The organism is Arthrobacter sp. D1-29, assembly GCF_054130585.1.
This window is the reverse complement of the sequence record NZ_CP096383.1, coordinates 1163663-1185590: the sequence shown is the minus strand read 5'-3', so window position 1 is coordinate 1185590 and position 21928 is coordinate 1163663. Positions and strand designations below refer to the sequence as shown.

Here is a 21928-nt window from a genome sequence, read left to right as displayed (position 1 = left end):
AAGGACGGCGAGGCCGAACGCGGTTTTACGTCCAAGGGCCTTATGACTCCGGCTCACCAACATCCCGAACAGCCTCTCCCGCGTGGGACAACAGGCGCTTGCCCGTATCCCGCGCGCCCATATTCAGATGCTCCCCACGCCGGCAGCGCTCGTCAAGAGTTGTAGTTCTCAGCCCGCAGGGGGCGAGCCAATCGACTGATTCGGTAGTGTCAGTTCATGGACAGCGACACACTGGTCAATTTCCTGTTGGTCCTCTTTTTTGTGCTGTTGGGCGGGGTCTTCGCCGGCACGGAAATGGCCCTGGTTTCCCTCCGCGAGAGCCAGGTGCGCCGGATGGAAAAGGCCGGCAAACGCGGCGCCCGGATCGCAGCCTTGGCAGGGAACCCCAACCGGTTCCTCTCCACCGTCCAGATCGGCGTCACGCTGTCCGGCTTCTTCTCCGCCGCCTACGGCGCCTCCACCATCGCCCCCGACGTCGAACCCCTCCTGGAAGGTCTGGGCCTTGGCTCCGCGGCGGAACCCGTCGCCTTTATCGGCATGACGCTGCTGGTGGCCTACCTTTCCCTGGTGCTGGGCGAGCTGGTGCCCAAGCGGCTGACGATGCAGAGCGCCGTCGGCTTCACGAAGGTCCTGGGCCCGCCCCTGAGCGTCCTCTCCGAACTCATGCGGCCCGCTGTCTGGCTGTTGTCCGTGTCCACCGACGCCGTCGTCAGGCTGTTCGGCGGCGACCCCAATGCCCGGCAGGAGGCCGTCAGCTCTGAGGAACTCTGGGACATGGTGTCCCAAAGCGAGGACCTGGAAGAACACAGCCGCAGCATCCTCACCGACGTGTTTGGGGCCGGGGACCGATCATTGCAGGAGGTCATGCGCCCCCGCACCGAGGTGACCTTCATCGATGGCTCCCTGACCATTGAGGCTGCACGCAGCAAGCTCAGGGACGGACCGTTTTCGCGTTATCCGGTGATCGACAGGACCCCGGACGACGTCCTTGGTTTTATCCACATCCGCGACCTGATGCCCCGCGACGACGAGTACGACCAGGGGCTGGTGAAGGACATTGCCCGGGAGATCCTTCCGCTGCCGGGAACCAACAGGGTGCTGCCGTCACTGTCCCGGATGCGCAGGCTGGGCCAGCACATCGCGCTGGTGGTGGACGAATACGGCGGCACGGACGGCATCGTCACCCTCGAAGACCTGGTGGAGGAACTCGTGGGCGAGATCTACGACGAGTACGACAACGGGGCGGACCCCGAGGACCGCATCATCCGGGCGAACGGATCAGTTGACGTCGACGGTGGCCTGATCCTGCAGGAGTTCGAATCAGCGTCCGGCATCGAATTGCCCGAGGGCCACTACGAGACAGTGGCCGGGTTCGTCATCGACCGGTTGGGCCGCCTGCCCCGGACAGGCGACCAGGTGGAGGTCTCAGGCCACGTTCTCACCGTGCTCGCGATGGACCGGCTGCGCATCGCCCGCATCAGGGTGACTCCCGCGAACGGTCAGCCGCAGGACTGAGCCCCGCTCCGGGGATGAACCCCTGGGAGGAGTTGGACAGGCTCAAGGCCTCTTACTTTCGACGTCGTGCAGGTGGTGAACGCCGTCGTGCAGGAAGTACTGGGCGAAGGTGACCATGGTGAATGCTGCCCCGTTACTCCGAGTGCCGGTGCGGTGCCATTGGGACTTGTCCACGGCGGCGAAAGCGCCGGCGATCCGCTCCCCTCGGCTGGCCAGTTCCCGCACGACCTGTGCCGGGTCCTCATGCGCGTAGTCCCCGTCGATGGCTGCCTGATCCTGGTCCCAGTCAGCGAAGCGGGCATCATCTTCAAGCAGCATCAGGGCCAGCCGCTCGTCAAAGAGTCCGAAAACGTCCCGCACGTGGCAGGCGTACTCAAGCGGCGACCAGGTGCGCTCATTCGGCCGCACTGCCGCGTCTTCCTGCTCCAGCACGGCCTGCCACCGCGGCAGCATCCGCCGTACAGTTCCTGCAACCGTGGAAGGGTCAGCTGTGGCCGCATCAAAGCCGCATTCGGGGCACGGCCTGGACAACACCGAGGTCCAGTCTTTTTCGTCCGGAACAATCGTCATTGGAGCAGTCTATTCACGCCGCGGACCGACTGTAGGCTCGGAGCTTCAGAAGGATAACCACCAATATTGAGAGGGCGGAGGCATCCGTTAACCTCCGCTCCAACTCAAGGGACCGAGCGCGCAACCTCGCCTCCCTAGCGTGGACGGGTAACCGGCCAACAGCCGGCCCCGTCACCCAGGAGGAACCACCCATGCGCCCAGTCCTGACCGCAGCGGCAGCCGCCGCCCTGATCGCCGCCATGGCGAGCCCCGCCGTCGCGAGCCCGGAGAACGGGGCCGGCGCGCCGCCGTCGAACGCTGCCGGCACCGCCCCAACGGCAACAACAGCGGCACTCAAGGCGAACGAGCGCAACGGCTCCTTCGACCTGCAGTCCCACCGCGGCGGGCGCGGCGAATGGACCGAGGAGTCCCTGGCCGCGTTCGCGAACTCCCTGGCGCTGGGCGTGACCACCCTGGAGCTGGACACCCACCTGACCGAGGACGGCAAGGTGATCGTGTGGCACGATGACACCATCCAGGCCACCAAGTGCGCGGACACAGTACCTGCCACCGCCGGCGACCCCGAATTCCCCTACGTCGGCGACCGGGTGGCCGAGCTCTCCCTCGCTCAGATCAAGACGCTCAACTGCGGCTTTGTGCAGCTGCCCGGCTACCCGGAGCAGGATGTCATCGAAGGCAACAGGATCGCCGAGCTCAAGGACGTTTACCGGCTGGTCCGCGACACCAAGGCCGACAAGGTCCGTTTCAACGTGGAGACCAAGGTGGAAAGCAGCCAGATCGGCGGGGGCGGCATGGAGTCCCTCACCGGCGCTGTGGTGGGCGAGATCCAGGCCTCCGGCATGGCGGACCGGACCACACTGCAGTCGTTCGACTGGTCCTCGCTGAACCTCACCAAGCAACTCGCGCCGGAGCTGCCGCTGGTGGCGCTCTCCAGCGGCGACGCCTGGATGGGCGTGGGCCAGCCCGGCGCCAGCCCCAACCTGGGCGGGATCGACATTGACGACTACGACGGTTCCCTTCCCAGGGCGGCAGCCGCGCAGGGGTACGACGTCGTCTCCCCCACGTTCCGTTCAGTCACCCCCGCGATGATCGCCGAAGCCCACACGCTGGGCCTGCCCGTCATCCCGTGGACCGTGAACATCCCCGCCGACATGGAGCGCCTGATGGACCTTGGCGTGGACGGCATCATCACCGACTGCCCCACCCGGCTCCGCACCCTCATGGAGGAACGAGGCCTGAAGCTGCCCAAGCCGTACGGCGTGTAGGGGCACGGATCAGGTCTGCAGCTCACTGCCCTGAAAGAAAAGGGGCAGCGTATCCGGCAGGCGCGTACGCTGAAGTCATGGAACCTGAAATCCGGGATCTCCGGCTCCCCATAGGCACCACCGGCTCCGTGGCCAGGCGGCTAAAGGAGGTCTACGACAACCTTCCGCTGCCGGCTCCCACGGTGGCCGCGATCGTCCTGGACTTCCTCCTTCACCGGCTCCGCGCCCTGCCGCTTCCCGGCCCCCGTTCCCTCCACCGGACGGCGGGGGCCGGGCTGCTGCTCGCCGGAGTCGGCCTGAATCTTTGGGCCCTGGCTGAACGCCGACGCCGGTCCGCGAGCCCTTTCGCACTGGAGGCGCCGGAGGAACTGGTCACCAGCGGCCCTTACGCCATCAGCCGGCATCCCATGTACGTGGGCTGGTGGCTCATCCAACTGGGCGCGGGAACCATGGTCGGGTCGTCCTGGGTCCTCATGACGCTGCCTGCCGAGCTGCTGGTGGAACACCGCTATATCCTCGATGAAGAGGCCACGCTGGCCGAGCTCTTCGGGCAGTCCTATGCTCAGTACGCGGAAAGGGTTCCGCGCTACCTCGGTAACCCACGGGTGTAGGCAGCGCTCCCTGCCGGCCACTATTCAGGGGCGGCCATTTCTACCCTGAAGTCCGGGTTGGAGGGATCCATGCTCTCATGGCGACCCTTTCGGATCAGCGCAACCCCGGTGGCCAGTTCAACTCCATACATCACCAGGGGTGGAATATCGCCGGTGGCAACCAACACCCCGGCAAACGTTGCCGCACCACCAAGATTCAGCCCGCCCGGCCAACGCGGGAAGCCCGAACCGGACTCCGTGCGTGTCTGCTTGAGCAGAGCGCCGCCAAGCGCGGACATGCCGGCCAGGCTCAACCACATATAACCGTGGAATGGCCACACAGGCTGGCGCCCCAGGGCGAAGCCCTCTGGATCGTTGAATCGGGCTGCCAGGTCGGTCAGAAAGACGCCGGCTCCAGTGGCCAGGAGAGCTGCGGCGGCCACGGCAAGCCGCCGCCCGTGCAGGAACTCCCGCTGGTGAATCCCTCTGCCCTCGCCCCATTGCCGGGCAAGCATGGCGACACCGACAGGCAGCACAATTGTTCCTGCGGCGAAGAACACCTGCTCCGCCTTCCATTGCACGGGGTCCGCCAGCAGAATCTCCAATTTGCGCTGCGGGTCCTGTTCCACGTAGATGCGGGAGACAGGCATAACGGCCCCCGTCAGAAAGGACACGGACCCTGCAGCCATGACAGCCCCCGCCAGTCTGGTGCCTCCGTGGATCCGCCGACTCATGCAACAAAGGTAGGCCCTGGTATTTGGCTTGAACAAGAGGTGCACGGCACTGCCCAAGTCCCCTAGCCTCCTAACTACGGCAGGATAGGCGGGATAATGGACGCATGGCCTATCACGATCAGGACTGGGACCCTTGGGACGAGTTCCACAGGCTGAAGCCCGCCCCGCCGGACCTTATCGGTGGATACCCCGGCGGAGAGCCTTTGGGCTTCGGCTTCCGCACCGGTGTGCGCAGCGCAAGGGTGGCCTTCGGGTTCGCCGTCTATGCGCTGGTCCTCGGAACCGCCCTGGTCCTTACCGGCGCGGTGGTCTTCATCAGCCAGGGCCAGTGGCTGCTGCTGGGACTGATGGTGCTGATCGAGGCCGTCTTCGTCATCGGCTTCATCCGGCTGGTGAAGCAGGCCCGCAACCGGCGCTCCGCTGGATAGCCACAACTCTGCAGGAGAGCTCACGTGAGGGCGCCACAGGACCGCCCACCGTCAGCCTTCCTCCACCTGGTCGACGGTCTCAGGCCCCAGCGTCCCTTGACTACCGTGCATCCATAGCACCACGTCCAGGATTCGAAGGAGTGAGATCCCGTGCAGCCCGGTTGTCGAACGCAAGGACTCCAGCCGCCTGATGAGGTCACCGTCGGTCGCAATTGCGTGATGCCATGCCCTCCAGGTCCCGTCGGAATTGTTGAAACCTGTTACTCCGGCAACAACAGAATCGTAAATGGGGATCAGCCCGGGACGCTTGCGGGCCATGAGCTTGCTGGCCGTGGTGGCTCCAATGCCCCAGCGAGTGCGCTCATCCCTCCGAAGGAGCCGCCAGAGGCGCAGCAGCGGAGTTCCGTCACCAAAGTAGTGGTCATGTTCGTCGAAAGGAATGTCTTCAATGGACAGGTTGGGCGGAATATAGGCAAGGAGAGTTGCGATCTTGATTGAGTGATCGCCAAGTATCCCTAATGCAGCCCGTGCTGGTACATGTTTAGACAGACACGCTACGGCGAGCAGATCATCTGCGGTCATAGCGTTGGGCTCATTGCTGCCGAAGGTATCGAAATGGGCGCCGGTGAACTCCTTATCTTCCCACTCCCCGAGCCCGTAGTAACGTTCCAGGTACATGCGCGCTTCGTCGTCAGGAATTTCTTCAAAAGCACTAGAGATTGTCATGCCTGTCCCCCGTTTGAATGGTTTCCGATGCTGCTGATTATGCCGTGCAGGAGTGATCTCGGGGACAATCTACTCCCCAAAGCCCCGTCAAGGGAGGGCCTGGACAACTAGCAGTTGTTGGGGCCCGGGTCGATTCCAAGTGTCGCTGCTCACGGCCAATGTGGCGGAAGAACACCTCGTTAATCCGGTAAAATTGGTGGAGGAATTGTTCGGCCGCTGAGCCCGGTTCCGCCCCTCCCCCTTGAATGGAACACTCCCGCATGTCCTCCGCGATTTCCGCGCCGGCAACCCAGCGATTCCCGCTGGCCGCCATGATGGTTTTGGCCACCATCGCCTTCACCGCCATCACCACTGAACTCCTCCCCTCCGGCCTGCTCCCCCAGATCAGCACCGGCCTGAACGTGTCCGAGCCGGTGGCAGGCTACCTCGCCGCCGCCTACGCCGCCGTCATCGTCGTCACGGTGGTTCCTGCCGCGCGCCTGCTGGGCAAAGTGCCGCGGCGGCCGCTGCTCGTGGCGCTCGTCCTGACGTTCGCGCTCAGCAACGCCCTGGTGGGACTCGCCCCCAACTTCACCGCGGCGATGATCGCCAGGCTGGTGGGCGGCCTGGCCCACGGACTGCTTTGGACCACCATGGCCCCGTACATCGCCCGCGTGGTCCCGGCCGACAAAGTAGGCAAAGCACTGGCGCTGGTCTTCAGCGGCAACAGCCTGGGCCTGGCCATCGGCGCCCCCATCGGCACCGCCCTGGGCGGCTTCCTCGGGTGGCGAGCGTCGTTCCTGTTCCTGGCCGGCTTCGGCCTGCTGCTCGCCGCCCTGGCCTTCTGGCTGCTGCCGTCCGCCCGGCGCGCCGCGGGCGAGGCCCGCCCCTCACTCCGCAAGGCAATCGCCCAGCCCGGCGTGAAGTCCGTGGCCATCGCCTGGCCGCTGATGGTCCTGGCCCACTTCGCGCTGTTCACGTACATCGCCCCGTACACCCGCGGCGCCGGCCTCCCGGACTACGCCGTCAGCCTCTCCCTGACGGTCCTGGGCGTCTCGGGCCTGCTAGGCATCTGGATCGCGGGCCTCACCGTGGATTCGCATCCCCGGCGTTCGCTCCTGATTACGACGGCGGCAATCGCCGTCTCGATGCTCCTGTTGCCGTTCGTGGGCGGCAGCCTCGCCCTTGCCCTGGTGCTGGTCACCGTCTGGGGCGCCGGGCTGGGAGCGATCGGCATCTACAACCAGTCAGCCATCCTCCGGGCCGGCCGCGAAAACAAGGACGCCGCCAACGGCCTCACGGTCCTGACCATCCAGCTGGGCATCACCATCGGCGCGCTCTACGGTTCCGCCGCCCTGGTGGTGGCCGGACCGCTGCTGGTTCCTGCCGCAGCCGCGCTCCCGGTCATCGCGGCGCTGCTGGTCACCATCGCCGGCAAGCAGGCTGCGTACCCGCCGGGCCCGCGGGAATCAGTGTGGAAGAGCCCGCGGCCCATCAAGGAAACTGAAGGGATCCGCTAGGCCCGGGCGCTACCCGAACTGAACGGCCCTGGCTCAGTGGCGCGGCAGAGCCCCCGCAATGTGCCGGGGGCTCTGCACTCTTCCTGTGAGCGTTACTGAACGGCAGGAACAAATAGCGGGGGTCAGAGCTATGTGTCACTGCTGGACACGGTGTGAACGGTGCATGAAGCGGACCCGGGACTTAGCCATATAGTCTTCCCCGGTGCTTCGGGCGTAGCCTGACCGCAAGGCAGGAAGCGGGCGCAGCAGCCCCCTGAGCGATGCCCTGGCCTGCCATGCCTTTATCGGCTACTGGAAGAGGGACTGATGGACGTTCCTTCAATGGCATGGGTGTTGACCAACGCAGGGATCATTGCGCTGCTGGTCTTTGACTTCGTGTTCCACGTCCGCCGCGCGCACGTTCCGACGCTGGCGGAAGCTGCTATCTGGTCATCGTTCTATGTAGGAATTGCGATCCTCTTCGGGCTTGGCATTCTCTCCTTTGGAGGGCCACCGGCCGGTGGGGAGTACTTCGCCGGCTTCATCACCGAGAAGGCACTGTCGGTGGACAACCTGTTCGTCTTCCTGGTCATCATGAGCAGCTTCAAGGTGCCCAGGGAAGACCAGCAAAAGGTGCTGCTGTTCGGCATAGTGTTCGCGCTGATCGCCCGCACGGTCTTCATCTTCCTCGGTGCGGCACTGATCAACACCTTTGCATGGGTTTTCTACCTGTTTGGGCTCATCCTGCTCATCACCGCCGGCAGCATGCTCAAGCCCGAAGACAGGGAGGAAAGGTCTGCCGATAACTTCATGATCCGGATAGCCAGGCGCCTGTTCCATACAACGGACTACTACGACGGTGACAAAATCTTCACCCTGCATGACGGAAAGTGGGCGCTCACTCCGATGCTGCTCGTGATGGTCGCCATCGCCGGCACCGACATTCTCTTTGCGGTGGACTCAATCCCGGCGATCTTCGGCCTGACCCAGGACGTCTTTATCGTGTTCACGGCGAACGCGTTCGCGCTCCTTGGCCTCCGCCAGCTGTATTTCCTTATCGACGGCCTCCTGAACCGCTTGATCTTCCTTTCCTACGGCCTGGCGCTGATCCTGGGATTCATCGGCGTCAAACTCATGCTGCACGCCCTGCACGAAAACAATCTGCCCTTTATCAATGACGGGGAACCCGTCCCCGTCATCGAAATCGGCACAGGCGCGTCCCTGACCGTCATCGTCTCAGTCCTCACCATCACGGTTCTCGCGTCCTTGCTCAATCCCCGCGGAAAAGCCCAAACGGTCATTTCCGCCGCCCGACGCCATGCCGAGAACTTCCTGGAACTTGATGACACCGCGCACATCGGGGAAAGGAACCGTATCTTCGCGCAGTTGCGCGAGGATGAACAGCGCCTCCGCAGCCTTGGACCCAGACACCGCCAACCGGCAAGAGACGAGCAGGAACTGATGGATCTGATCGCAAGGGCACAAAAAAAATATAAGGAACAAAACCTGCGAGGCGACCCCGTCAACGACGGCGGCCTAAACGGTCAGAAGGATGACAATCGTTGAGGCATGCACCCCGTTTCGCGAGCACTGTTTCAGGCCTCATCTGGGAGCTTGACCTGGCTTCTACTCCCATCAGCAGTGCCATGACGGCATTGCTCAGTGTCCTGCCCGAGTCCCTTCTGGAGCGAAAAGCCTTCCTGAACGTTATGAGTGCCGCCTCTGGCCCTGTCCTGGGTTCCGGCAAGCTCGGCTTGACGGGGAACGTACCCAATGGCCAGGGCTTCCGTGCAAAACCCCGCCGCATGTGGTTTGTCTCCGATAGTTCTGCGTCCCTTGCAGCTGAGGGCTTTGGCAGCCCGGAGCCGCTGCGCGTCCAGACCCGGCTGGGCGATTTCTGGATCCCGCAGCGCGGCATCTTCCTGATCGGCGCGTCCTCGTACGAGACGTTTGACCCGGCCCGACACCTCGTCGCGACCGCGCGTCCCACGGCCGGACCAGATCAACAGGCCTGATTGAGCGCGTCGACCGCCACCCGGGACATCTCCAGCGCCTGCGGATCGTCGAAGCCAATCAGGTCCGGCTTGGGGGCCCTGGCCACAGCCATGGCAACCTGCCGGGAGCCGTCTGCGCTGATCAGCGCCAGCGCAGCGTAGCCCCGGACCACCCCGACGTGACCGTAATAGTCGTTGTTGGAGCAGGAATCGTAGTGCCGGACCAGGCCCAGGCCGAACTGCTCATACTTGGGGTGATGCATCTCCGCCAAACTTTGAGGGGTCAGCAGCGTCGCCTTCTGCAGTGCGGCGAAATAGGCGTTGAGTTCGGGGACGGTGGAGATCAGCCCTGTATCAGGTGATCCGCTGTGGAGCGGAGCCAGCGCGTTGTCCACCAGTTCCCCGCTCTCGGTGCGAGTGTATCCGTGGATCAGGTTCTGCGGCCCCGGCTCGGAGCCCGTCATCATGGTGCCCTGCAGCCCCAACGGCTTCACGTTGTCGGCAAGGATGACGGACCCGATGTCCTGGCCCCGCAGCTTTTCGACCAGCAGGGCCAGGGCCGAGTAGTTGGTGTTGGAGTAGTTGAACAGGCTGCCCGCTCCCCGGCCCCACCGGACGGCGGCCGCGAAGGACAGACGCTCCTGATGGGTCAAGCGCCTGTTTTCAATTTCGTTCGGTGTTTCCCAGTAGTGCGGCATCCCGGACCTGTGGCTGAGCAGGCTGCGGATGGTGACAGGCCCGGGCGGCTTGATGATGCTCTCGAACTCCGGCAGGTACTCCTGAACGGGATCATCCAGTTGGATGTCGCCCTCCTCAACCAGCTTCATCACGGAAACCGCCACCATGGTCATGGTGATGTCGCCGACATGCGTCTGGTCGGTCAGCTGCACCGGATCATTGGTTTCGAGGTTCCGGACTCCCTCAGCCGAGGCCCATTCCCCCACCCGGGACTTCATCTGGATCACGACGGCGGTGGCTCCTCCGGCGCGCATGTCCCGGCTGTATTTGTCCAGCCCAGCGGCGAACGCCGGGGCAGCAGACGCAGTTGCCGTGGCGGTTACGGAGGTGGCCGCCGGCGTCGGGGATTGCTGATCCGGCGCGCCGGTGCAGCCTGCGAGCGCCGCAACCAGTGCCGCTGCCGGCACAGCAGCGGCGGCACGGCGGACAACGGGGAAGCGGAAATCTGCTGCGTGCATCCCAGGTCCTTTCGAGACGCCGTTCCGCAGCTGAACTTCCGGGGGACCGCCAGTTGCACCGGCATTTCGATGTTCCTCAGGGTGCGGCAGGATGTCAAGGTCGCCCCGAAGCCCTCAGGACCTTCCCGCCGAAACCAGCTTGCTACCGCGCGCCGAGCACCACGTTCACCGGCTCCTGCCCGGCGAGCATCAGGTCAACCTGCCTGCCGATCAGCCGTGCCACCCGCGGCAGCATGGCCGAACTCGCCCCGCCCACGTGCGGAGTGATGAGGACACCCGGCACGGCCCAGAGGGGGTGGTCCTGCGGCAGCGGTTCCGGATCCGTCACGTCCAGGGCCGCCCGGAGCCGGCCGGACGACGTCTCGGCGAGCAGTGCATCGGTGTCAGCCACCGGCCCGCGCGCCACGTTGACCAGGAGCGCGCCATCAGGCATTGCGGCCAGGAACTTCCGGTCCACCAGGTGGCGGGTCTGCTCGCTCAAGGGAACACTGACCACCACAATCTCGTGCAGCGGCAGCTGTTCGTACAGCTCATCGATCCCGTAGATCCTGCCTTGCCCATCCTCGCGGCCGCGGCTGGCCATTCGTGTGACCTGGGTTTCGAAGGGCAGCAGCCGCGCCTCGATGGCCTTCCCCACGCCGCCATAACCCACCAGGAGCACCCGGCGGTCCGCCAGGCTGGGCCGCTGGCTGTTCGCCCAGGTGCCCGACACCTGGTTCCGGACGAAGTCCGGGATTCCCCGTTGGCTGGCGATGATCATGCCCAGGGCGAGTTCCGCCGTCGAGGTTTCATGGACGCTTGCCGCGTTGGCGAAAAGGCAACCCGTGGGCAGAACTGCCTCCACGCCGTCGTACCCTATGGACTGGCTCTGGACCAGGCGTGCCTCCACGGACTCAAGCGCGGCCAGGACCCTGGGCCCGCGCATGTACGGCGGCACCACGATGTCCAGCTGCGCCGCCGGGGCGGGGCAGGAAAAGTCCCACAGCAGGAACTCGACGCCGGCACGCGGCTCCATGGCATCCATCAGGTCTTGGTCGGGCAGGCTTACGCGCAGGCGGGTGGACACAGGGCGTTCCCTTCATCAGAGGCGGGCGTTGGTGCTCCACCTAATCTACCGACTGGCGCCCTGCAGGCTCCGCCTCGGCTCCGCTTATAGACTGCTGGAGTACGTGTCCCTCGACCTATTTAGGAGAAGTTCATGAACTACAGCGGAAGTCCGTCCGAGAAGCCACTGGCAGCCGGTGACCTTGACCGCAGCCACATCGGCCAGACTGTCAGCTTCCAGCCCAACGATTTCACGGTGGTCTTCGGAACACTCGCCGGGGTTGCCCGGACGGACGCCCAGGTGTATCTGTCCCTCCAGGGAGTGGGCGGCGGCACCCACCTGAAGGACGAGTACGACCTTCCCGTTACCCAGGAGGTCTACCTTCAGCTGGATCCCATCAGCAGCGCCGGGAAGACCCTTTCGGAGGCGGAACGGGTGATCAAGGAGAAGTTCGACGAGATCAAGAAAAACCTGATGGACCGGGAGCAGAAAACCGGTTCCGAGTAGCCGTACTTTGGTTAGTGAAGAACCCCGCGGTGTCCAGCACCGCGGGGTTCTTTCGTATTTTGAAGGTGCTTGCCCGGCCGCTTCCCCGGTTCAGACGCTGCGTCAGGCCTTGAGCGGGTAGGGCTCGACGTCGTCTCTTTCGTCGCTGAACTCGCGGGGGGCTTCGGGATCCACCTGGACCATCAGGTTCTGATGAATCGAAACCCAGCCGTCAGCTTCCAGCATCCCGTTGTCGAACTGATCCGGAACAAGCACTGCCTCCCTGCCGTCCGCGTCCCACACATACGTCAGAACCTCCCTGCCGTCGATGAGCTCTCCGCAACCGGCTTCCCAGCCGCCGTCCTCCATAACGGCAACAGCAATCAGGCAGAAACTGTCCTCGTTGTAGGCGCTGGGGGCCGCAAAGTACTTGGTGTTCTCGTACATTCCCAGGAAGCGGGCGTTCTCCATCTGCACGTCAGAGTCCATAGATCCAAAGTCACCGGTCAGGACGTCCCGCTCGGACGCCGCCCTGTCCAGCACCTGAAGGGTCCCCGGCTGCGTGGCGAACAACGCCACCCCGAGGAAACCCAAGGCTACGCAGGTGCCAACACCCAGCACAGCAGCGAGGGCGATGATGAGTTTCCAGGCGCCCGTCACGCGGTACAGCAAGTGAGTGTCACGGTTTCCACGACGGCTGTACTGGTGTGAGAAGTGGGTGGATGATTCATGCGCTGCCCCCTCAGGCTGATTGATCTTCCTGAAGGGTACACCTGATCCAGACCTGGACCGGCCGGTCAGTCCCTCCGGTCATCAGACGTACTGGGTGACGTTAGGCAGAACAAAGAATAGGTACTGCGACGTGCTGGCGGTTCCTGCCGATGGGGAGATCCTGCACGACCACCTCTACGTCCTTCCCGTGGAAGGCGCCGGGCTCATCCTCGACAGCAAGATCTACTCCCCGGAAGCTGTCTTCCAAATTGCCGCCGTCGTTCTGAACACAGGCGATATCCGGACCGCGCACCAGCACATGAAGCTAAAGAGTCCTGAGGTGGCGGACATCCAGTTTGATAAGTGGTTCAACTTCAAGGACCCCGACGGAAATCTTCTGATGATCTGCCAGAACTAGGCTCGGCAAGTCCTTTGGCGGGCGTCGGCGCAAACTGATGCGCCGCCGTCGTATGCCGCTAGCCGTGGGCGAACTAGAGTAGGAGCCCAACGTCGAGGAGGGGTTCATGGACAACGAAGAAAGGCCCGCCGGCGCCACCGATCCCGGGCCGTTCTACCACGGCACCAAGGCTGACCTGAAGCCGGGAGACCTGCTAAACCCTGGCCATAGCTCGAATTTCGGGCAACGGAAGACGGCAAACTATGTCTACCTGACGGCAACCCTCGACGCAGCCACCTGGGGAGCCGAACTTGGAGTGGGCGAAGGGCCGGGCAGGATCTACCGGGTGGAGCCCACCGGCCGGATTGAGGATGACCCCAACCTGACCGACAAGAGGTTTCCCGGCAATCCGACGAGGTCCTACCGCACCACGGATCCGCTGCGGGTGCTTGACGAGGTCCTGGACTGGCAGCCACACTCCCCTGAGGTGCTACAACACATGCGGGACCGCCTTGAAGAACTCAAGCGGCAAGGCATCGAGGCCATCGACTAACCATCGCGCAACGGCCTGCTCGCCGGGAAGGAATTGCGGTTTTGGACAAATCGGTTCCGCTTGAACGCATGGTGTTCTTCAGCGACGCGGTGTTCGCCATCGCCCTGACGCTCCTGGCACTGGACCTGAAGGTTCCGGCAGGAATTCCACCGGAACGGCTGACTGCCGAACTCATCGACGGAATTCCTGAGCTGATCGCCTTTGCGCTGTCCTTCGTGATCATCGCCCGGGTCTGGATGTCCCACCACACGGACTTCTTCCGTATCCGCAAATTCAACCCGCAACTGGCGTGGCTGAACATGCTGCTGCTGTTCTTCATCGTGATGGTGCCCGCCACCACCTCGATACTCAGCGATTACGGCGGAAACGCGAGCCCCTGGCCCAGCGTCCTTTCTGCAGCCGCCATCTCCGGGGTTTACCTCACCCTTGCCGGAATGTGGACCTATGCCTGGCGCAGAGGCCTGACAGATAAGACGGTGGATGCCCAGGAGCACTGGCGGGTGTTCCGGGGCAGGATGACAGCGCCGGCCGTGTTCCTCCTCAGCATCCCGGCCGCATTCATCCTGACCAGCAACACTCCGTACCTCTGGTTCCTGATCCTGCCCGCCGCCTTCATCTCACGCAGGGTGTCCCGGCAACAGGCTGGCGCTCGGTAAGCCGCCCGACGCTGAGCCCTCGATTGCGCCCCTGCCACATCAGGAGCATAATGGTTAGCGTAGCTAATTAGCATTGCTAAGTATCTCGAAGAAGAATGGCCGGAACAGCGCGGCCAGGAGGAGCAGCGGCATCATGAGCACCATCGAAGCGGCGGACCAGGAAACTTCAGGCCCCACCAGGCCGGACATCTTGGCCATAGACCTGCGGACGGCAGTAATGCGCACGTCCCGCCGGCTCCGCGTCGAAGCAACCGGCGAAGTCATCACCCCCGGGCAGTACACGGTGCTGGCCCTCCTGAACGGCAATGGCCCCAGCACCCTCCGCGCACTCGCCGAAAGCGAGCATGTGCAGGCCCCGTCCATGACCCGGATTGTCAACGCCCTCGCGGACCAGGGCTTCGTTTCCAGATCCGCCCACCCCGACGACGGCCGGCAGGTCAGGGTGGACATCACCGACGCCGGCAAGGAAGTCCTGGCCGAAGCCCGCAACGAACGGACCGCGTGGCTCGCCCAGCGTTTGGCCGGGCTCAGCGAGGAGGACCGGGTGATCCTCAGCCACGCCGCCCGAATCATGCAGGAGATGAGCGGCCGATGAGTGCTATGTTCCGTGCCCTCGAGAACCGCAACTACCGGATCTGGGCCGGCGGTGCGCTGGTGTCCAACGTGGGCACCTGGATGCAGCGTATCGCCCAGGACTGGCTGGTCCTGACCGTCCTCACCAACTACTCAGGTGCCGCCGTCGGGATCACCACGGCACTGCAGTTCCTGCCCATGTTGCTGCTGGGTCCCTACGGCGGGGTGCTGGCAGACCGCTACCGCAAACGCATCATCCTGCTCTGGACCCAGCTGGCCATGGGCCTGACGGGGCTGGCCATCGGACTCCTGGTGGTCACCGGCACCGCCCAGCTGTGGCACGCCTACCTGGCTGCCCTTTGCCTCGGCATCGCCAGCGCCATAGATGCCCCGGCGCGCCAGGCGTTCGTCTCCGAACTCGTGGGACAGGACAACATTTTCAACGCTGTGGCCCTGAACTCGGCGTCCTTCAACACGGCCAGGCTTACCGGCCCCGCCGTCGCCGGTGTACTCATCGCCTGGGTGGGCACCGGCCCGGTCTTCCTGCTCAACGCGGCCAGCTACGCCGCCGTCATCATCTCCCTGTTCCTCATCCGCACCTCCGAACTGGTGCCGGCCGCCCAATCAGGCGGCGGCAAACACCAGGTAGCCGAGGGCGTGAACTATGTGCGGCGCCGCCCGGATCTGGTGCTGATCATGGTCCTGGTGGGCATCCTGGGCGCCTTCGGCATGAACTTTCCCATCACCAACGCGCTGATGGCCACGACGGAATTCGGCGTCGGGGCCGGCGAGTTCGGGCTCCTCGGCTCCATCATGGCCGTGGGCACGCTCGCCGGGGCACTGCTCGCGGCGCGCCGGGCCGGACCGCGGCTGCGCTTCCTCCTGGGCGGTGCGCTGGGGCTGGGGTTCTTCACGCTGGTTGGCAGCGTGTCGCCGTCGTTCTGGCTGTATGCGGCCGTCCTGATCCCTGTTGGCCTGGCGTCCATCACGTTCCTGAACAGCTGCAACACGAGCATCCAACTGTCGGTGGAGCCGCAGTTCCGTGGGCGCGTACTGGCCCTGTACCTGGCCGTGCTTCAGGGCGGGACGGCCCTGGGCGCACCCCTGATGGGCTGGATCGGCGGCGAATTCGGCGCGCGCTGGTCCGTGGCCGCCGGCGGCATTGTGGTCCTGCTGGCCGGCCTGGCCGCCATGATCGTTGTCAGCCGGAGGAGCCGGCTGACCTTCCGGGGCGCCCTTCGGGTCGCGTTCCGCAGGAATCGGGAGCAGGCCGCTTAGAAGATCGACGACGGCGGACGCGGACCGCCGCTGTGGTTTCGGTGAACGGGTGCTTCAGACTGCGGAGATCGACGTGAGCTCGTAGACCAGGGCGGAACTCATCGCCGGCCCGCGGCAGGTCAGTTGGCAGGGCGGCGCGCGGCGCGCCTCCAGCTCGACGTCAACACGTTCCGGGTGAGGCGGGCGGCCGGTGATGCGGATCCGCCAGTGATCGCCGTCGCGGGAGGTCGCCGCAACCACATAGTCATTCCGGCCGGCCGGGCCGAAACGTCTGAGCATGGCAGCGACAGCGGCCTGCTGCGCTGGGAAGAGATCCGTGTATCCGCGCAGATACTCCGCATGGATACGGCCGGCGAGGTGTTCTTTGATCGTGGCGACGGACGACTCCGCGTCCAGATTTCCGTAGTAGACGCCGTCGGGCGCAACCACGACGTTGGCGGCGAACCTGTCACCGCCTATGTGCGTGCATTCCCACACCAGCTCCTGCCAGCGCTCACTTAGTGCACGTCCCACGGGACGTCCGCGCACGGCACAGCACTGGTCACGTTGACCGTGAGTGCAGACCAGGATGACTGGCGGATAGCCGAGCCTGCCCGGGGTGCTGAGGGCTGTGGCAATCTCCGCCAGATCCTCATCCTTGCTCCACGTTCCCCATTGCTGACGATAGGCGCCTGACTCTTCATGGCGCAGCACGGCCCAATGGCTCTGACCCTCACGGCGGCGAAGGCCGGGCCGCCGCACCAGCAGCACCCGTGCCCGCGCCGCCTTCGCGGCAGATAATACCAGTGCCTTGGTCTCAGGCTCTAGATCAAGCCCTTCAAAGCCATTGAGAGGCCACCCGCCCCGGTACTCGATGAGGACCCAGACGACGCCGTGCGACGCCGTGCCCGCAATCGGGTCGCCGCGCAACCGGGCGTCTTCAGAGCAGAAGAAGCGCTCCCTGGCCGCCACTGGGGCGAAGTCACTGGTTAGATCACTGTTCAACGGGAACGAGGACCCCCGCGCGCAACAGTCTTTCAACGAGTTCAACGCCGAGGTCACCCGCGGTGTGAATCTCCCCGTCGAGCAGGCGCGTTACGGAAGGCAGATCGGCCTCTGGGAAGTCGAGCCACCCCACGCGCGTGGTTAGGCGCGATCCCTCCAGACGTGCTTCCAGGGCATCGCGGAGCCGGACCACAGACCCGGGGCTTAGGCCGTCGACGGCCGCGAGCTGGGCCAATGGTCCCAGCGGTGCCGGCCGGCCTTGTCCTCGCCGGGTGCGGTGGAACAAAGAAGTGGTTTCAGCCTTAACGACAGCAGCGGCGAGGCGCTCACGGACGACGTCGAGCTCCGCACCTGGCCCGTCGACGCCCAACGGCAACGTACGGCGCATCTCTGGATCATCGCACAGCGCTGCGAGCGCGGCATGGGCGAGCTGTTCGGCCAACGCATAGCGGGTCCAGCTGTGGATTCCGAGCGTGAGGTGGATGGAGACCTCGCCCTGCGCCTGGGCGGCATGCAGCCAGCCACGTGGCAGGTAGAGGACGTCCCCTGGCTCGAGCACGGTGTCGATGTAGGCCTCGCCTTTCGCGGCCTCGGCGACGGTGGAGCGGCGGTCAGTCCAGGGTTGATCACGCAGCGGGTCCGGGTGGACCGGCTCATGGATGATCCAGCGTTTGGTGCCCTCGATCTGCAGGACGAAGACGTCGTGGACGTCGTAGTGATCGTCGAACCCGCGGTTCTGGGGCGGCGTGATGTAGGCGTTGGCCTGCACCGGATGTCCCAGCTCGGTGCTCAGCCGGCTGCTGAAGTCCGAGACCGGCTCCCAGGTGCGGTGCAGAGCCTGCAGCACCAGGGTGGCACCGTCCGCGAATTTGCGCCAAAGTGCTGTGTCGTCGAGCTGGTCAGAGATGGTGGCGCCGACGCCGGCGGGAGAGGTGAATGACGAGTCGGGAAACGTTGAGCCGCCCTTGGCGACGCGGAGAAAGGGTGTGCGCAGTCCCCGGCGCGAGACCAGTTCGTCGACGGCCCCGGCAGAGAACAAATCGGAGAAGTCGCTGGCCCCACGCGTGAGCAGCGCCGTGCGTCCCCAGATGTCGGCGGCGAACCTCTCACGGCCAATGGTAATCAGGCGTGTCTCCAGGACCCCGCCGCTTTTCAGTGCGCCGGGGTCCTGAAAGTCCGTGCGGGTTGTGCTCAAAATCTAGATGCCCCGCCCTGCGGCTCCCCCGTCGGCTCCGCCATCGGCACCGCTGTCAGCTCCGCCATCGGCACCCCCGTCGGCGCCGCTGTCAGCTCCTCCGTCGGCACCGCCGTCCGCACCGCTGTCAGCACCCCCGTCGGCTCCACTGTCAGCTCCCCCATCGGCACCGCTGTCAGCTCCTCCGTCGGCACCCCCATCATGCATGCCGGGGACGCCGGCCGCGCCACCGTCCGCGGGGCCTTCCTGCTGGCTTGGATCCTGCTCTGGACTGGTCATGCTTCCTCCCGAGAATCGAATCGCTAGGATCAGCTCCGTTGCCGGCACCTGATCACCCAACCGGGCGATTCCTTCAGCGACACCGCCCGTGATCACCCTAACGTCACGGGCCAGCTGCGGAACAGTCCTTTTGCAACTCCAGAGCCAGAATCTTAGGGGGCCGCGCCTGGGGCGGCGAGCGCCGCCGTCGTACTCCCCTGTTGCAGGCACCCGGTGCATTGTTTTCCGCCAGGCCAGGCCATACCGTGAAGAGACGGACAGCCGAAGTGCAGGTGCGGGCATGCGACAGATTTCCTGGTCAGCGCGCTGCTTCCTGTCGTGCATCGTGGCCGCCGGCGCCCTGGGCCTGAGCATTCCGGCCGCCGCCATCCCCGAAAGTGCCCCGATCCAGGGGCCGCATCCGGACCAGGCCTACGACGCGCTGGATCTCTTCCTCCAGGACCAGCTGGACACACTGGACATTCCGGGCGCCGCCGTGGTTGTTGTCCAGCACGGCCTGCAGGTGCACTCTGCGGCGTTCGGGATGGCCGACGATTCAGCGAGGCCCATGACCGCCCAGACGCCGGTGCTGCTGGCTTCCACCAGCAAGTCACTCACAGCCATCGCCGTGATGCAGCAGGTTGAGGCCGGCCGGCTGGCGCTGGACGAGCCGGTGCAGACCTACCTGCCCTGGTTCACCCTGAAGGACAGCCGCGCCTCCGCCATCACGGTCCGGCATTTGCTGCACCAGACCAGCGGCATGTCCTCCGGAGACACGGCATTCGAAGGCTCCAACGCACAGGACCCGGAGGCGCTCGAACAAGGGGTGCGGGCCCTGGCAAACGCTCCCCTGGCCGGCACCCCCGGAGCGGAGTTCGGATATGCCAATGCCAACTACAACATCCTCGGGCTTCTGGTGCAGACGGTCTCCGGCCAGCCGTTCGCGGACTACATGGAGCAGCACATCTTCGGACCCCTGGACATGCCGCACAGCCATCCCACGCGGGCCGCTGCCCGCGCAGACAAGGTGGCCGCCGGCTATTCCCTCTGGTTCGGCTCGTTCTGGCTCCAGACCGACGTGCCCGCACCCGCCACGGGAATGCCGTCCACCACCATGTACTCCTCCGCAGAGGATCTGGGCCATGAGCTGATGGCCCTGATGAACGAGGGGCGGTATGGTGATCACCGCCTCCTCCAGCCTGAAAGCGTGACGGCTATGTTCCAGCCGCGGGTGCAGGTGGACGCCTCCAAGGGGTACGCCATGGGCTGGTTCACCCGCCCGCTGGTGGAGTCGGTTGGCCCGTCGGAGCCCTATGACGACGGCGATCTGCCACTGCTGCTGGAGCACCAGGGCGAATGGGGCAACACACACACCTACCTGGCCATGGTTCCGGACTCCCGGCTGGGGGTGGCCCTTGTGATCAACGGGAACGACGCCTCCGCCCCCTCCCGGCTCAAGTCCATCGACACGAATATCCTCCGGATTCTCCACGGCGAGCCGCCGGTGCCCACTGTTGTTCAGGAGGACTGGCTGCAGCGCTACAGCTGGGCCGTGGCGCTGGCGCTCCTGGTGGCGGAACTGCTGAGCCTGTGGCTGGCGTTGTCAGTCGTGTTCCGGCGACGTGCCGGCGCCGGGAAGCGGTGGCTGCCGGCCGTGGTGGCTGTTGGCGCCCTGGCACTTGATGCGTTCGCGCTGTGGCTGTGCTTCGTCTACGCGCCCGCCCGCTTCGAGACGGACCTGGCGGTGATCATCCGCCAGTTTCCCGACGTCGGCATCTCCCTGGTGCCGGTGCTCGCCCTGGCCATTGTGTTGCCGCTGCCCCGAACGGTCTGGCTGCTCCTCCGGATGCGGGCGGGTCCCCCTGCCGATGCTGGCAGGCCCGGCTACCGGTTCACCGGCGTACCCTGAGGCTATGGAATCCGACGTCCTGGATCTCAGGCTCCGCACCGGCATCACGGTGCCGTGCTCCGTCCAGGGCGACGACGGCGGCGAACCGGTGCTGCTGCTGCATGCCTGGGGCGAATCCCGGCGCTGTTTTGACCGCCTGATCCCCCAACTGCCCGGCTTCCGGGTCTACGCTCCCGACCTCCGCGGGCAGGGCGACGCCGAGAAACCCGATAGCGGCTACTCCCTCGCAGAACAGGCCGAGGACGCCGCCGCGATCCTGGACGCACTCAACCTACCCAGGGCATTTGTCCTTGGCTCGTCCAGCGGCGGCTACGTTGCCCAGCAGTTGGCGGCGGCGTATCCGGAGCGTGTCACCGCCCTGGTGCTGGTCGGTTCCCCCTTGAGCCTCCAGGGACGGCCGTCCTTCGCTGACGAAGTGGACAGCTTGGCCGACCCCCTCGACGAGGGCTGGGTCCGCGATTCGCTGTCCTGGTTCACCCTGCTGCACGATGTCCCGCACTGGTACATCGAGGACCGCGTGCGCGACGGGCTCAGGTTGCCCGCCCACGTGTGGAAAAGTATCCTGACGGGCCTGTCCGAGGCCACGCCGCCGACCGAATCCGGGAACGTCCGCGCGCCCACGCTAATCTTGTGGGGCGCCGGGGATGCCCTGCTGCCGCGCAGCAGCCAGGAAGAACTGGCGGCCCGGATCCCGGGAGCAATGCTGAAGGTATATCCCGACACAGGGCACATCGTCCTATGGGAGTGTCCTGACCAGGTGGCGGCGGATGCGTCTGCGTTCTTCCGCTCCCAACCGGCACCATTCTGACCGCCCGTCAAAAACCGACGGCCCTGTCCGGGCAGGGGCGGCACCCGGGCCAGGCGCCGCCGTCGTACTCCCTAAACCGGCAGCTGGACTAAACGGTCCGTCTTGACCACGGTGAAGAGCACCGCCGAGTCCTCCTCAGCCTCGAGGCTGTGGCGCCCGTCCGGCACGATCAGCAGGTCCCCGGCTTTGCCCTGCCAGGAGTTCCCGCCCGACTTCAGCCACACGTTTCCCTTCAGCACAAAAACAGTGGCTTCGCCGGGGTTCTGGTGTTCGCTGAGCTGGGTGCCCGCGCGGAACGCCATCACGGTCTGCCGCAGCGTCTTTTCATGCCCGCCGAATGCGGTGTCGGCAGCCCGGCCGCTGGGCGCCGCCACGGCGGCGTCGATCTGCTGACGGGCCAGGGCGTCAATCGATATTTTCTGCATGTGGGCAACGTACCCACGTTTGCATGCCGTAACCCGCTGGCGCGGCGTGTCCCGGCGCTGGGTCACTATGCCCACCCCCTACGGGCCCGGCGGCGCGGGCGGCCAGCCTCCTTCGACGGTGCAGCGGCGGCCGGTAATGGCGCCCGGCCGGGGG

25 protein-coding genes are annotated in these 21928 nt (G+C 65.3%); 15 read left to right on the top strand and 10 right to left on the bottom strand.

Annotation, left to right across the window (positions count from 1 at the left end):
- Nucleotides 1–216: 216 nt before the first annotated feature.
- Nucleotides 217–1515 (top strand): hemolysin family protein, encoded by a 1299-nt coding sequence (locus M1E17_RS05585; protein WP_457966011.1) that lies wholly within the window; start codon nucleotides 217–219, stop codon nucleotides 1513–1515.
- Nucleotides 1516–1557: 42 nt separating this feature from the next.
- Here the strand turns inward: M1E17_RS05585 and M1E17_RS05580 are convergent, their stop codons facing one another.
- Nucleotides 1558–2085, bottom strand: a complete 528-nt coding sequence (locus M1E17_RS05580; RefSeq protein ID WP_457966009.1) for a DinB family protein — start codon at nucleotides 2083–2085, stop codon at nucleotides 1558–1560.
- Between the two features lie 191 nt (nucleotides 2086–2276).
- Here M1E17_RS05580 and M1E17_RS05575 point away from each other — a divergent pair, with 191 nt between their 5' ends.
- A complete protein-coding gene (locus tag M1E17_RS05575; RefSeq protein ID WP_457966008.1) occupies nucleotides 2277–3350 on the top strand; it encodes a glycerophosphodiester phosphodiesterase family protein in 1074 nt (357 codons plus the stop codon).
- 77 nt (nucleotides 3351–3427) lie between these two features.
- Nucleotides 3428–3961: a methyltransferase family protein gene (locus tag M1E17_RS05570; protein ID WP_457966006.1), complete on the top strand. Its 534-nt coding sequence runs from the start codon at nucleotides 3428–3430 to the stop codon at nucleotides 3959–3961.
- Nucleotides 3962–3981: 20 nt separating this feature from the next.
- Here the strand turns inward: M1E17_RS05570 and M1E17_RS05565 are convergent, their stop codons facing one another.
- Nucleotides 3982–4629 (bottom strand): hypothetical protein, encoded by a 648-nt coding sequence (locus M1E17_RS05565; protein WP_457966005.1) that lies wholly within the window; start codon nucleotides 4627–4629, stop codon nucleotides 3982–3984.
- 149 nt (nucleotides 4630–4778) lie between these two features.
- On the opposite strand from M1E17_RS05565, the gene M1E17_RS05560 reads away from it, so the two are divergent.
- On the top strand, nucleotides 4779–5102 hold the full coding sequence (locus M1E17_RS05560) for a hypothetical protein (protein ID WP_457966003.1): 324 nt from the start codon (nucleotides 4779–4781) through the stop codon (nucleotides 5100–5102).
- 51 nt (nucleotides 5103–5153) lie between these two features.
- On the opposite strand, the gene M1E17_RS05555 is transcribed toward M1E17_RS05560, so the two are convergent.
- Nucleotides 5154–5828: a DUF6308 family protein gene (locus M1E17_RS05555; RefSeq protein ID WP_457966002.1), complete on the bottom strand. Its 675-nt coding sequence runs from the start codon at nucleotides 5826–5828 to the stop codon at nucleotides 5154–5156.
- A gap of 260 nt (nucleotides 5829–6088) precedes the next feature.
- Here M1E17_RS05555 and M1E17_RS05550 point away from each other — a divergent pair, with 260 nt between their 5' ends.
- From M1E17_RS05550 to M1E17_RS05540, 3 genes are all read left to right on the top strand, one after another.
- Complete coding sequence (locus M1E17_RS05550; RefSeq protein ID WP_457966001.1) at nucleotides 6089–7327, top strand: MFS transporter; 1239 nt, start codon at nucleotides 6089–6091, stop codon at nucleotides 7325–7327.
- Nucleotides 7328–7633: 306 nt separating this feature from the next.
- Entirely contained in the window at nucleotides 7634–8872 is a 1239-nt protein-coding gene (locus M1E17_RS05545) for a TerC family protein (protein WP_457966000.1), read from the top strand.
- Nucleotides 8869–9321 carry a hypothetical protein gene (locus M1E17_RS05540; RefSeq protein ID WP_457965998.1) on the top strand — a complete coding sequence of 151 codons (453 nt, stop codon included), beginning with the start codon at nucleotides 8869–8871 and terminating at the stop codon, nucleotides 9319–9321. The genes M1E17_RS05545 and M1E17_RS05540 overlap by 4 nt, the downstream gene beginning before the upstream one ends.
- Here M1E17_RS05540 and M1E17_RS05535 read toward each other — a convergent pair.
- Together M1E17_RS05535 and M1E17_RS05530 are read right to left on the bottom strand one after the other, a co-directional pair.
- The gene (locus M1E17_RS05535; protein ID WP_457965997.1) at nucleotides 9309–10496 is read right to left on the bottom strand and encodes a serine hydrolase domain-containing protein; all 1188 of its coding nucleotides are present in this window, start codon (nucleotides 10494–10496) and stop codon (nucleotides 9309–9311) included. The two genes, M1E17_RS05540 and M1E17_RS05535, sit on opposite strands and share 13 nt — an antisense overlap.
- Nucleotides 10497–10638: 142 nt before the next feature.
- Nucleotides 10639–11562: a 2-hydroxyacid dehydrogenase gene (locus tag M1E17_RS05530; protein WP_457965996.1), complete on the bottom strand. Its 924-nt coding sequence runs from the start codon at nucleotides 11560–11562 to the stop codon at nucleotides 10639–10641.
- A 132-nt stretch (nucleotides 11563–11694) separates the two neighbouring features.
- Between M1E17_RS05530 and M1E17_RS05525 the strand changes: the two genes are divergently transcribed.
- Nucleotides 11695–12048 carry a hypothetical protein gene (locus tag M1E17_RS05525; protein WP_457965994.1) on the top strand — a complete coding sequence of 118 codons (354 nt, stop codon included), beginning with the start codon at nucleotides 11695–11697 and terminating at the stop codon, nucleotides 12046–12048.
- Nucleotides 12049–12150: 102 nt separating this feature from the next.
- Here M1E17_RS05525 and M1E17_RS05520 read toward each other — a convergent pair whose 3' ends face one another.
- Nucleotides 12151–12699, bottom strand: coding sequence for a hypothetical protein (locus M1E17_RS05520; RefSeq protein ID WP_457965993.1), 549 nt, complete (start codon nucleotides 12697–12699; stop codon nucleotides 12151–12153).
- Nucleotides 12700–12889: 190 nt separating this feature from the next.
- Between M1E17_RS05520 and M1E17_RS05515 the strand changes: the two genes are divergently transcribed.
- The 5 genes from M1E17_RS05515 (at nucleotide 12890) to M1E17_RS05495 (ending at nucleotide 16195) form a co-directional block, all read left to right on the top strand.
- Nucleotides 12890–13156, top strand: a complete 267-nt coding sequence (locus tag M1E17_RS05515) for a VOC family protein (protein ID WP_457965991.1) — start codon at nucleotides 12890–12892, stop codon at nucleotides 13154–13156.
- A gap of 106 nt (nucleotides 13157–13262) precedes the next feature.
- Nucleotides 13263–13688, top strand: a complete 426-nt coding sequence (gene arr / locus M1E17_RS05510; RefSeq protein WP_457965990.1) for an NAD(+)--rifampin ADP-ribosyltransferase — start codon at nucleotides 13263–13265, stop codon at nucleotides 13686–13688.
- Nucleotides 13689–13729: 41 nt separating this feature from the next.
- A complete protein-coding gene (locus M1E17_RS05505; protein ID WP_457965989.1) occupies nucleotides 13730–14344 on the top strand; it encodes a TMEM175 family protein in 615 nt (204 codons plus the stop codon).
- Nucleotides 14345–14477: 133 nt separating this feature from the next.
- Entirely contained in the window at nucleotides 14478–14939 is a 462-nt protein-coding gene (locus M1E17_RS05500; protein WP_457965987.1) for a MarR family winged helix-turn-helix transcriptional regulator, read from the top strand.
- Complete coding sequence (locus M1E17_RS05495) at nucleotides 14936–16195, top strand: MFS transporter (protein WP_457965986.1); 1260 nt, start codon at nucleotides 14936–14938, stop codon at nucleotides 16193–16195. The genes M1E17_RS05500 and M1E17_RS05495 overlap by 4 nt, the downstream gene beginning before the upstream one ends.
- Nucleotides 16196–16249: 54 nt before the next feature.
- Here M1E17_RS05495 and M1E17_RS05490 read toward each other — a convergent pair whose 3' ends face one another.
- The 3 genes from M1E17_RS05490 to M1E17_RS05480 form a co-directional block, all read right to left on the bottom strand.
- Complete coding sequence (locus M1E17_RS05490) at nucleotides 16250–17089, bottom strand: sucrase ferredoxin (RefSeq protein ID WP_457967581.1); 840 nt, start codon at nucleotides 17087–17089, stop codon at nucleotides 16250–16252.
- 79 nt (nucleotides 17090–17168) lie between these two features.
- A complete protein-coding gene (locus M1E17_RS05485; protein ID WP_457965984.1) occupies nucleotides 17169–18374 on the bottom strand; it encodes a cupin domain-containing protein in 1206 nt (401 codons plus the stop codon).
- A 3-nt stretch (nucleotides 18375–18377) separates the two neighbouring features.
- The gene (locus M1E17_RS05480; protein ID WP_457965982.1) at nucleotides 18378–18653 is read right to left on the bottom strand and encodes a BatC protein; all 276 of its coding nucleotides are present in this window, start codon (nucleotides 18651–18653) and stop codon (nucleotides 18378–18380) included.
- A 280-nt stretch (nucleotides 18654–18933) separates the two neighbouring features.
- On the opposite strand from M1E17_RS05480, the gene M1E17_RS05475 reads away from it, so the two are divergent.
- Complete coding sequence (locus tag M1E17_RS05475; protein WP_457965980.1) at nucleotides 18934–20541, top strand: serine hydrolase domain-containing protein; 1608 nt, start codon at nucleotides 18934–18936, stop codon at nucleotides 20539–20541.
- 4 nt (nucleotides 20542–20545) lie between these two features.
- On the top strand, nucleotides 20546–21349 hold the full coding sequence (locus tag M1E17_RS05470) for an alpha/beta fold hydrolase (RefSeq protein ID WP_457965978.1): 804 nt from the start codon (nucleotides 20546–20548) through the stop codon (nucleotides 21347–21349).
- Between the two features lie 71 nt (nucleotides 21350–21420).
- On the opposite strand, the gene M1E17_RS05465 is transcribed toward M1E17_RS05470, so the two are convergent.
- Nucleotides 21421–21774 (bottom strand): cupin domain-containing protein, encoded by a 354-nt coding sequence (locus M1E17_RS05465; protein ID WP_457965977.1) that lies wholly within the window; start codon nucleotides 21772–21774, stop codon nucleotides 21421–21423.
- Nucleotides 21775–21928 lie beyond the last annotated feature (154 nt).

Excerpts from the sequence above, each read along its gene's own strand:
- M1E17_RS05465 (WP_457965977.1), bottom strand. The coding sequence starts at position 21,774 with ATGCAGAAAATATCGATTGACGCCCTGGCCCGTCAGCAGATCGACGCC.
- M1E17_RS05545 (WP_457966000.1), top strand. The coding sequence starts at position 7,634 with ATGGACGTTCCTTCAATGGCATGGGTGTTGACCAACGCAGGGATCATT.
- M1E17_RS05565 (WP_457966005.1), bottom strand. The coding sequence starts at position 4,629 with ATGGCTGCAGGGTCCGTGTCCTTTCTGACGGGGGCCGTTATGCCTGTC.
- M1E17_RS05500 (WP_457965987.1), top strand. The coding sequence starts at position 14,478 with ATGAGCACCATCGAAGCGGCGGACCAGGAAACTTCAGGCCCCACCAGG.
- M1E17_RS05570 (WP_457966006.1), top strand. The coding sequence starts at position 3,428 with ATGGAACCTGAAATCCGGGATCTCCGGCTCCCCATAGGCACCACCGGC.
- M1E17_RS05480 (WP_457965982.1), bottom strand. The coding sequence starts at position 18,653 with ATGACCAGTCCAGAGCAGGATCCAAGCCAGCAGGAAGGCCCCGCGGAC.
- M1E17_RS05475 (WP_457965980.1), top strand. The coding sequence starts at position 18,934 with ATGCGACAGATTTCCTGGTCAGCGCGCTGCTTCCTGTCGTGCATCGTG.
- M1E17_RS05550 (WP_457966001.1), top strand. The coding sequence starts at position 6,089 with ATGTCCTCCGCGATTTCCGCGCCGGCAACCCAGCGATTCCCGCTGGCC.
- M1E17_RS05555 (WP_457966002.1), bottom strand. The coding sequence starts at position 5,828 with ATGACAATCTCTAGTGCTTTTGAAGAAATTCCTGACGACGAAGCGCGC.
- M1E17_RS05575 (WP_457966008.1), top strand. The coding sequence starts at position 2,277 with ATGCGCCCAGTCCTGACCGCAGCGGCAGCCGCCGCCCTGATCGCCGCC.
- M1E17_RS05560 (WP_457966003.1), top strand. The coding sequence starts at position 4,779 with ATGGCCTATCACGATCAGGACTGGGACCCTTGGGACGAGTTCCACAGG.
- M1E17_RS05580 (WP_457966009.1), bottom strand. The coding sequence starts at position 2,085 with ATGACGATTGTTCCGGACGAAAAAGACTGGACCTCGGTGTTGTCCAGG.
- M1E17_RS05525 (WP_457965994.1), top strand. The coding sequence starts at position 11,695 with ATGAACTACAGCGGAAGTCCGTCCGAGAAGCCACTGGCAGCCGGTGAC.
- M1E17_RS05535 (WP_457965997.1), bottom strand. The coding sequence starts at position 10,496 with ATGCACGCAGCAGATTTCCGCTTCCCCGTTGTCCGCCGTGCCGCCGCT.
- arr (WP_457965990.1), top strand. The coding sequence starts at position 13,263 with ATGGACAACGAAGAAAGGCCCGCCGGCGCCACCGATCCCGGGCCGTTC.
- M1E17_RS05470 (WP_457965978.1), top strand. The coding sequence starts at position 20,546 with ATGGAATCCGACGTCCTGGATCTCAGGCTCCGCACCGGCATCACGGTG.
- M1E17_RS05495 (WP_457965986.1), top strand. The coding sequence starts at position 14,936 with ATGAGTGCTATGTTCCGTGCCCTCGAGAACCGCAACTACCGGATCTGG.
- M1E17_RS05585 (WP_457966011.1), top strand. The coding sequence starts at position 217 with ATGGACAGCGACACACTGGTCAATTTCCTGTTGGTCCTCTTTTTTGTG.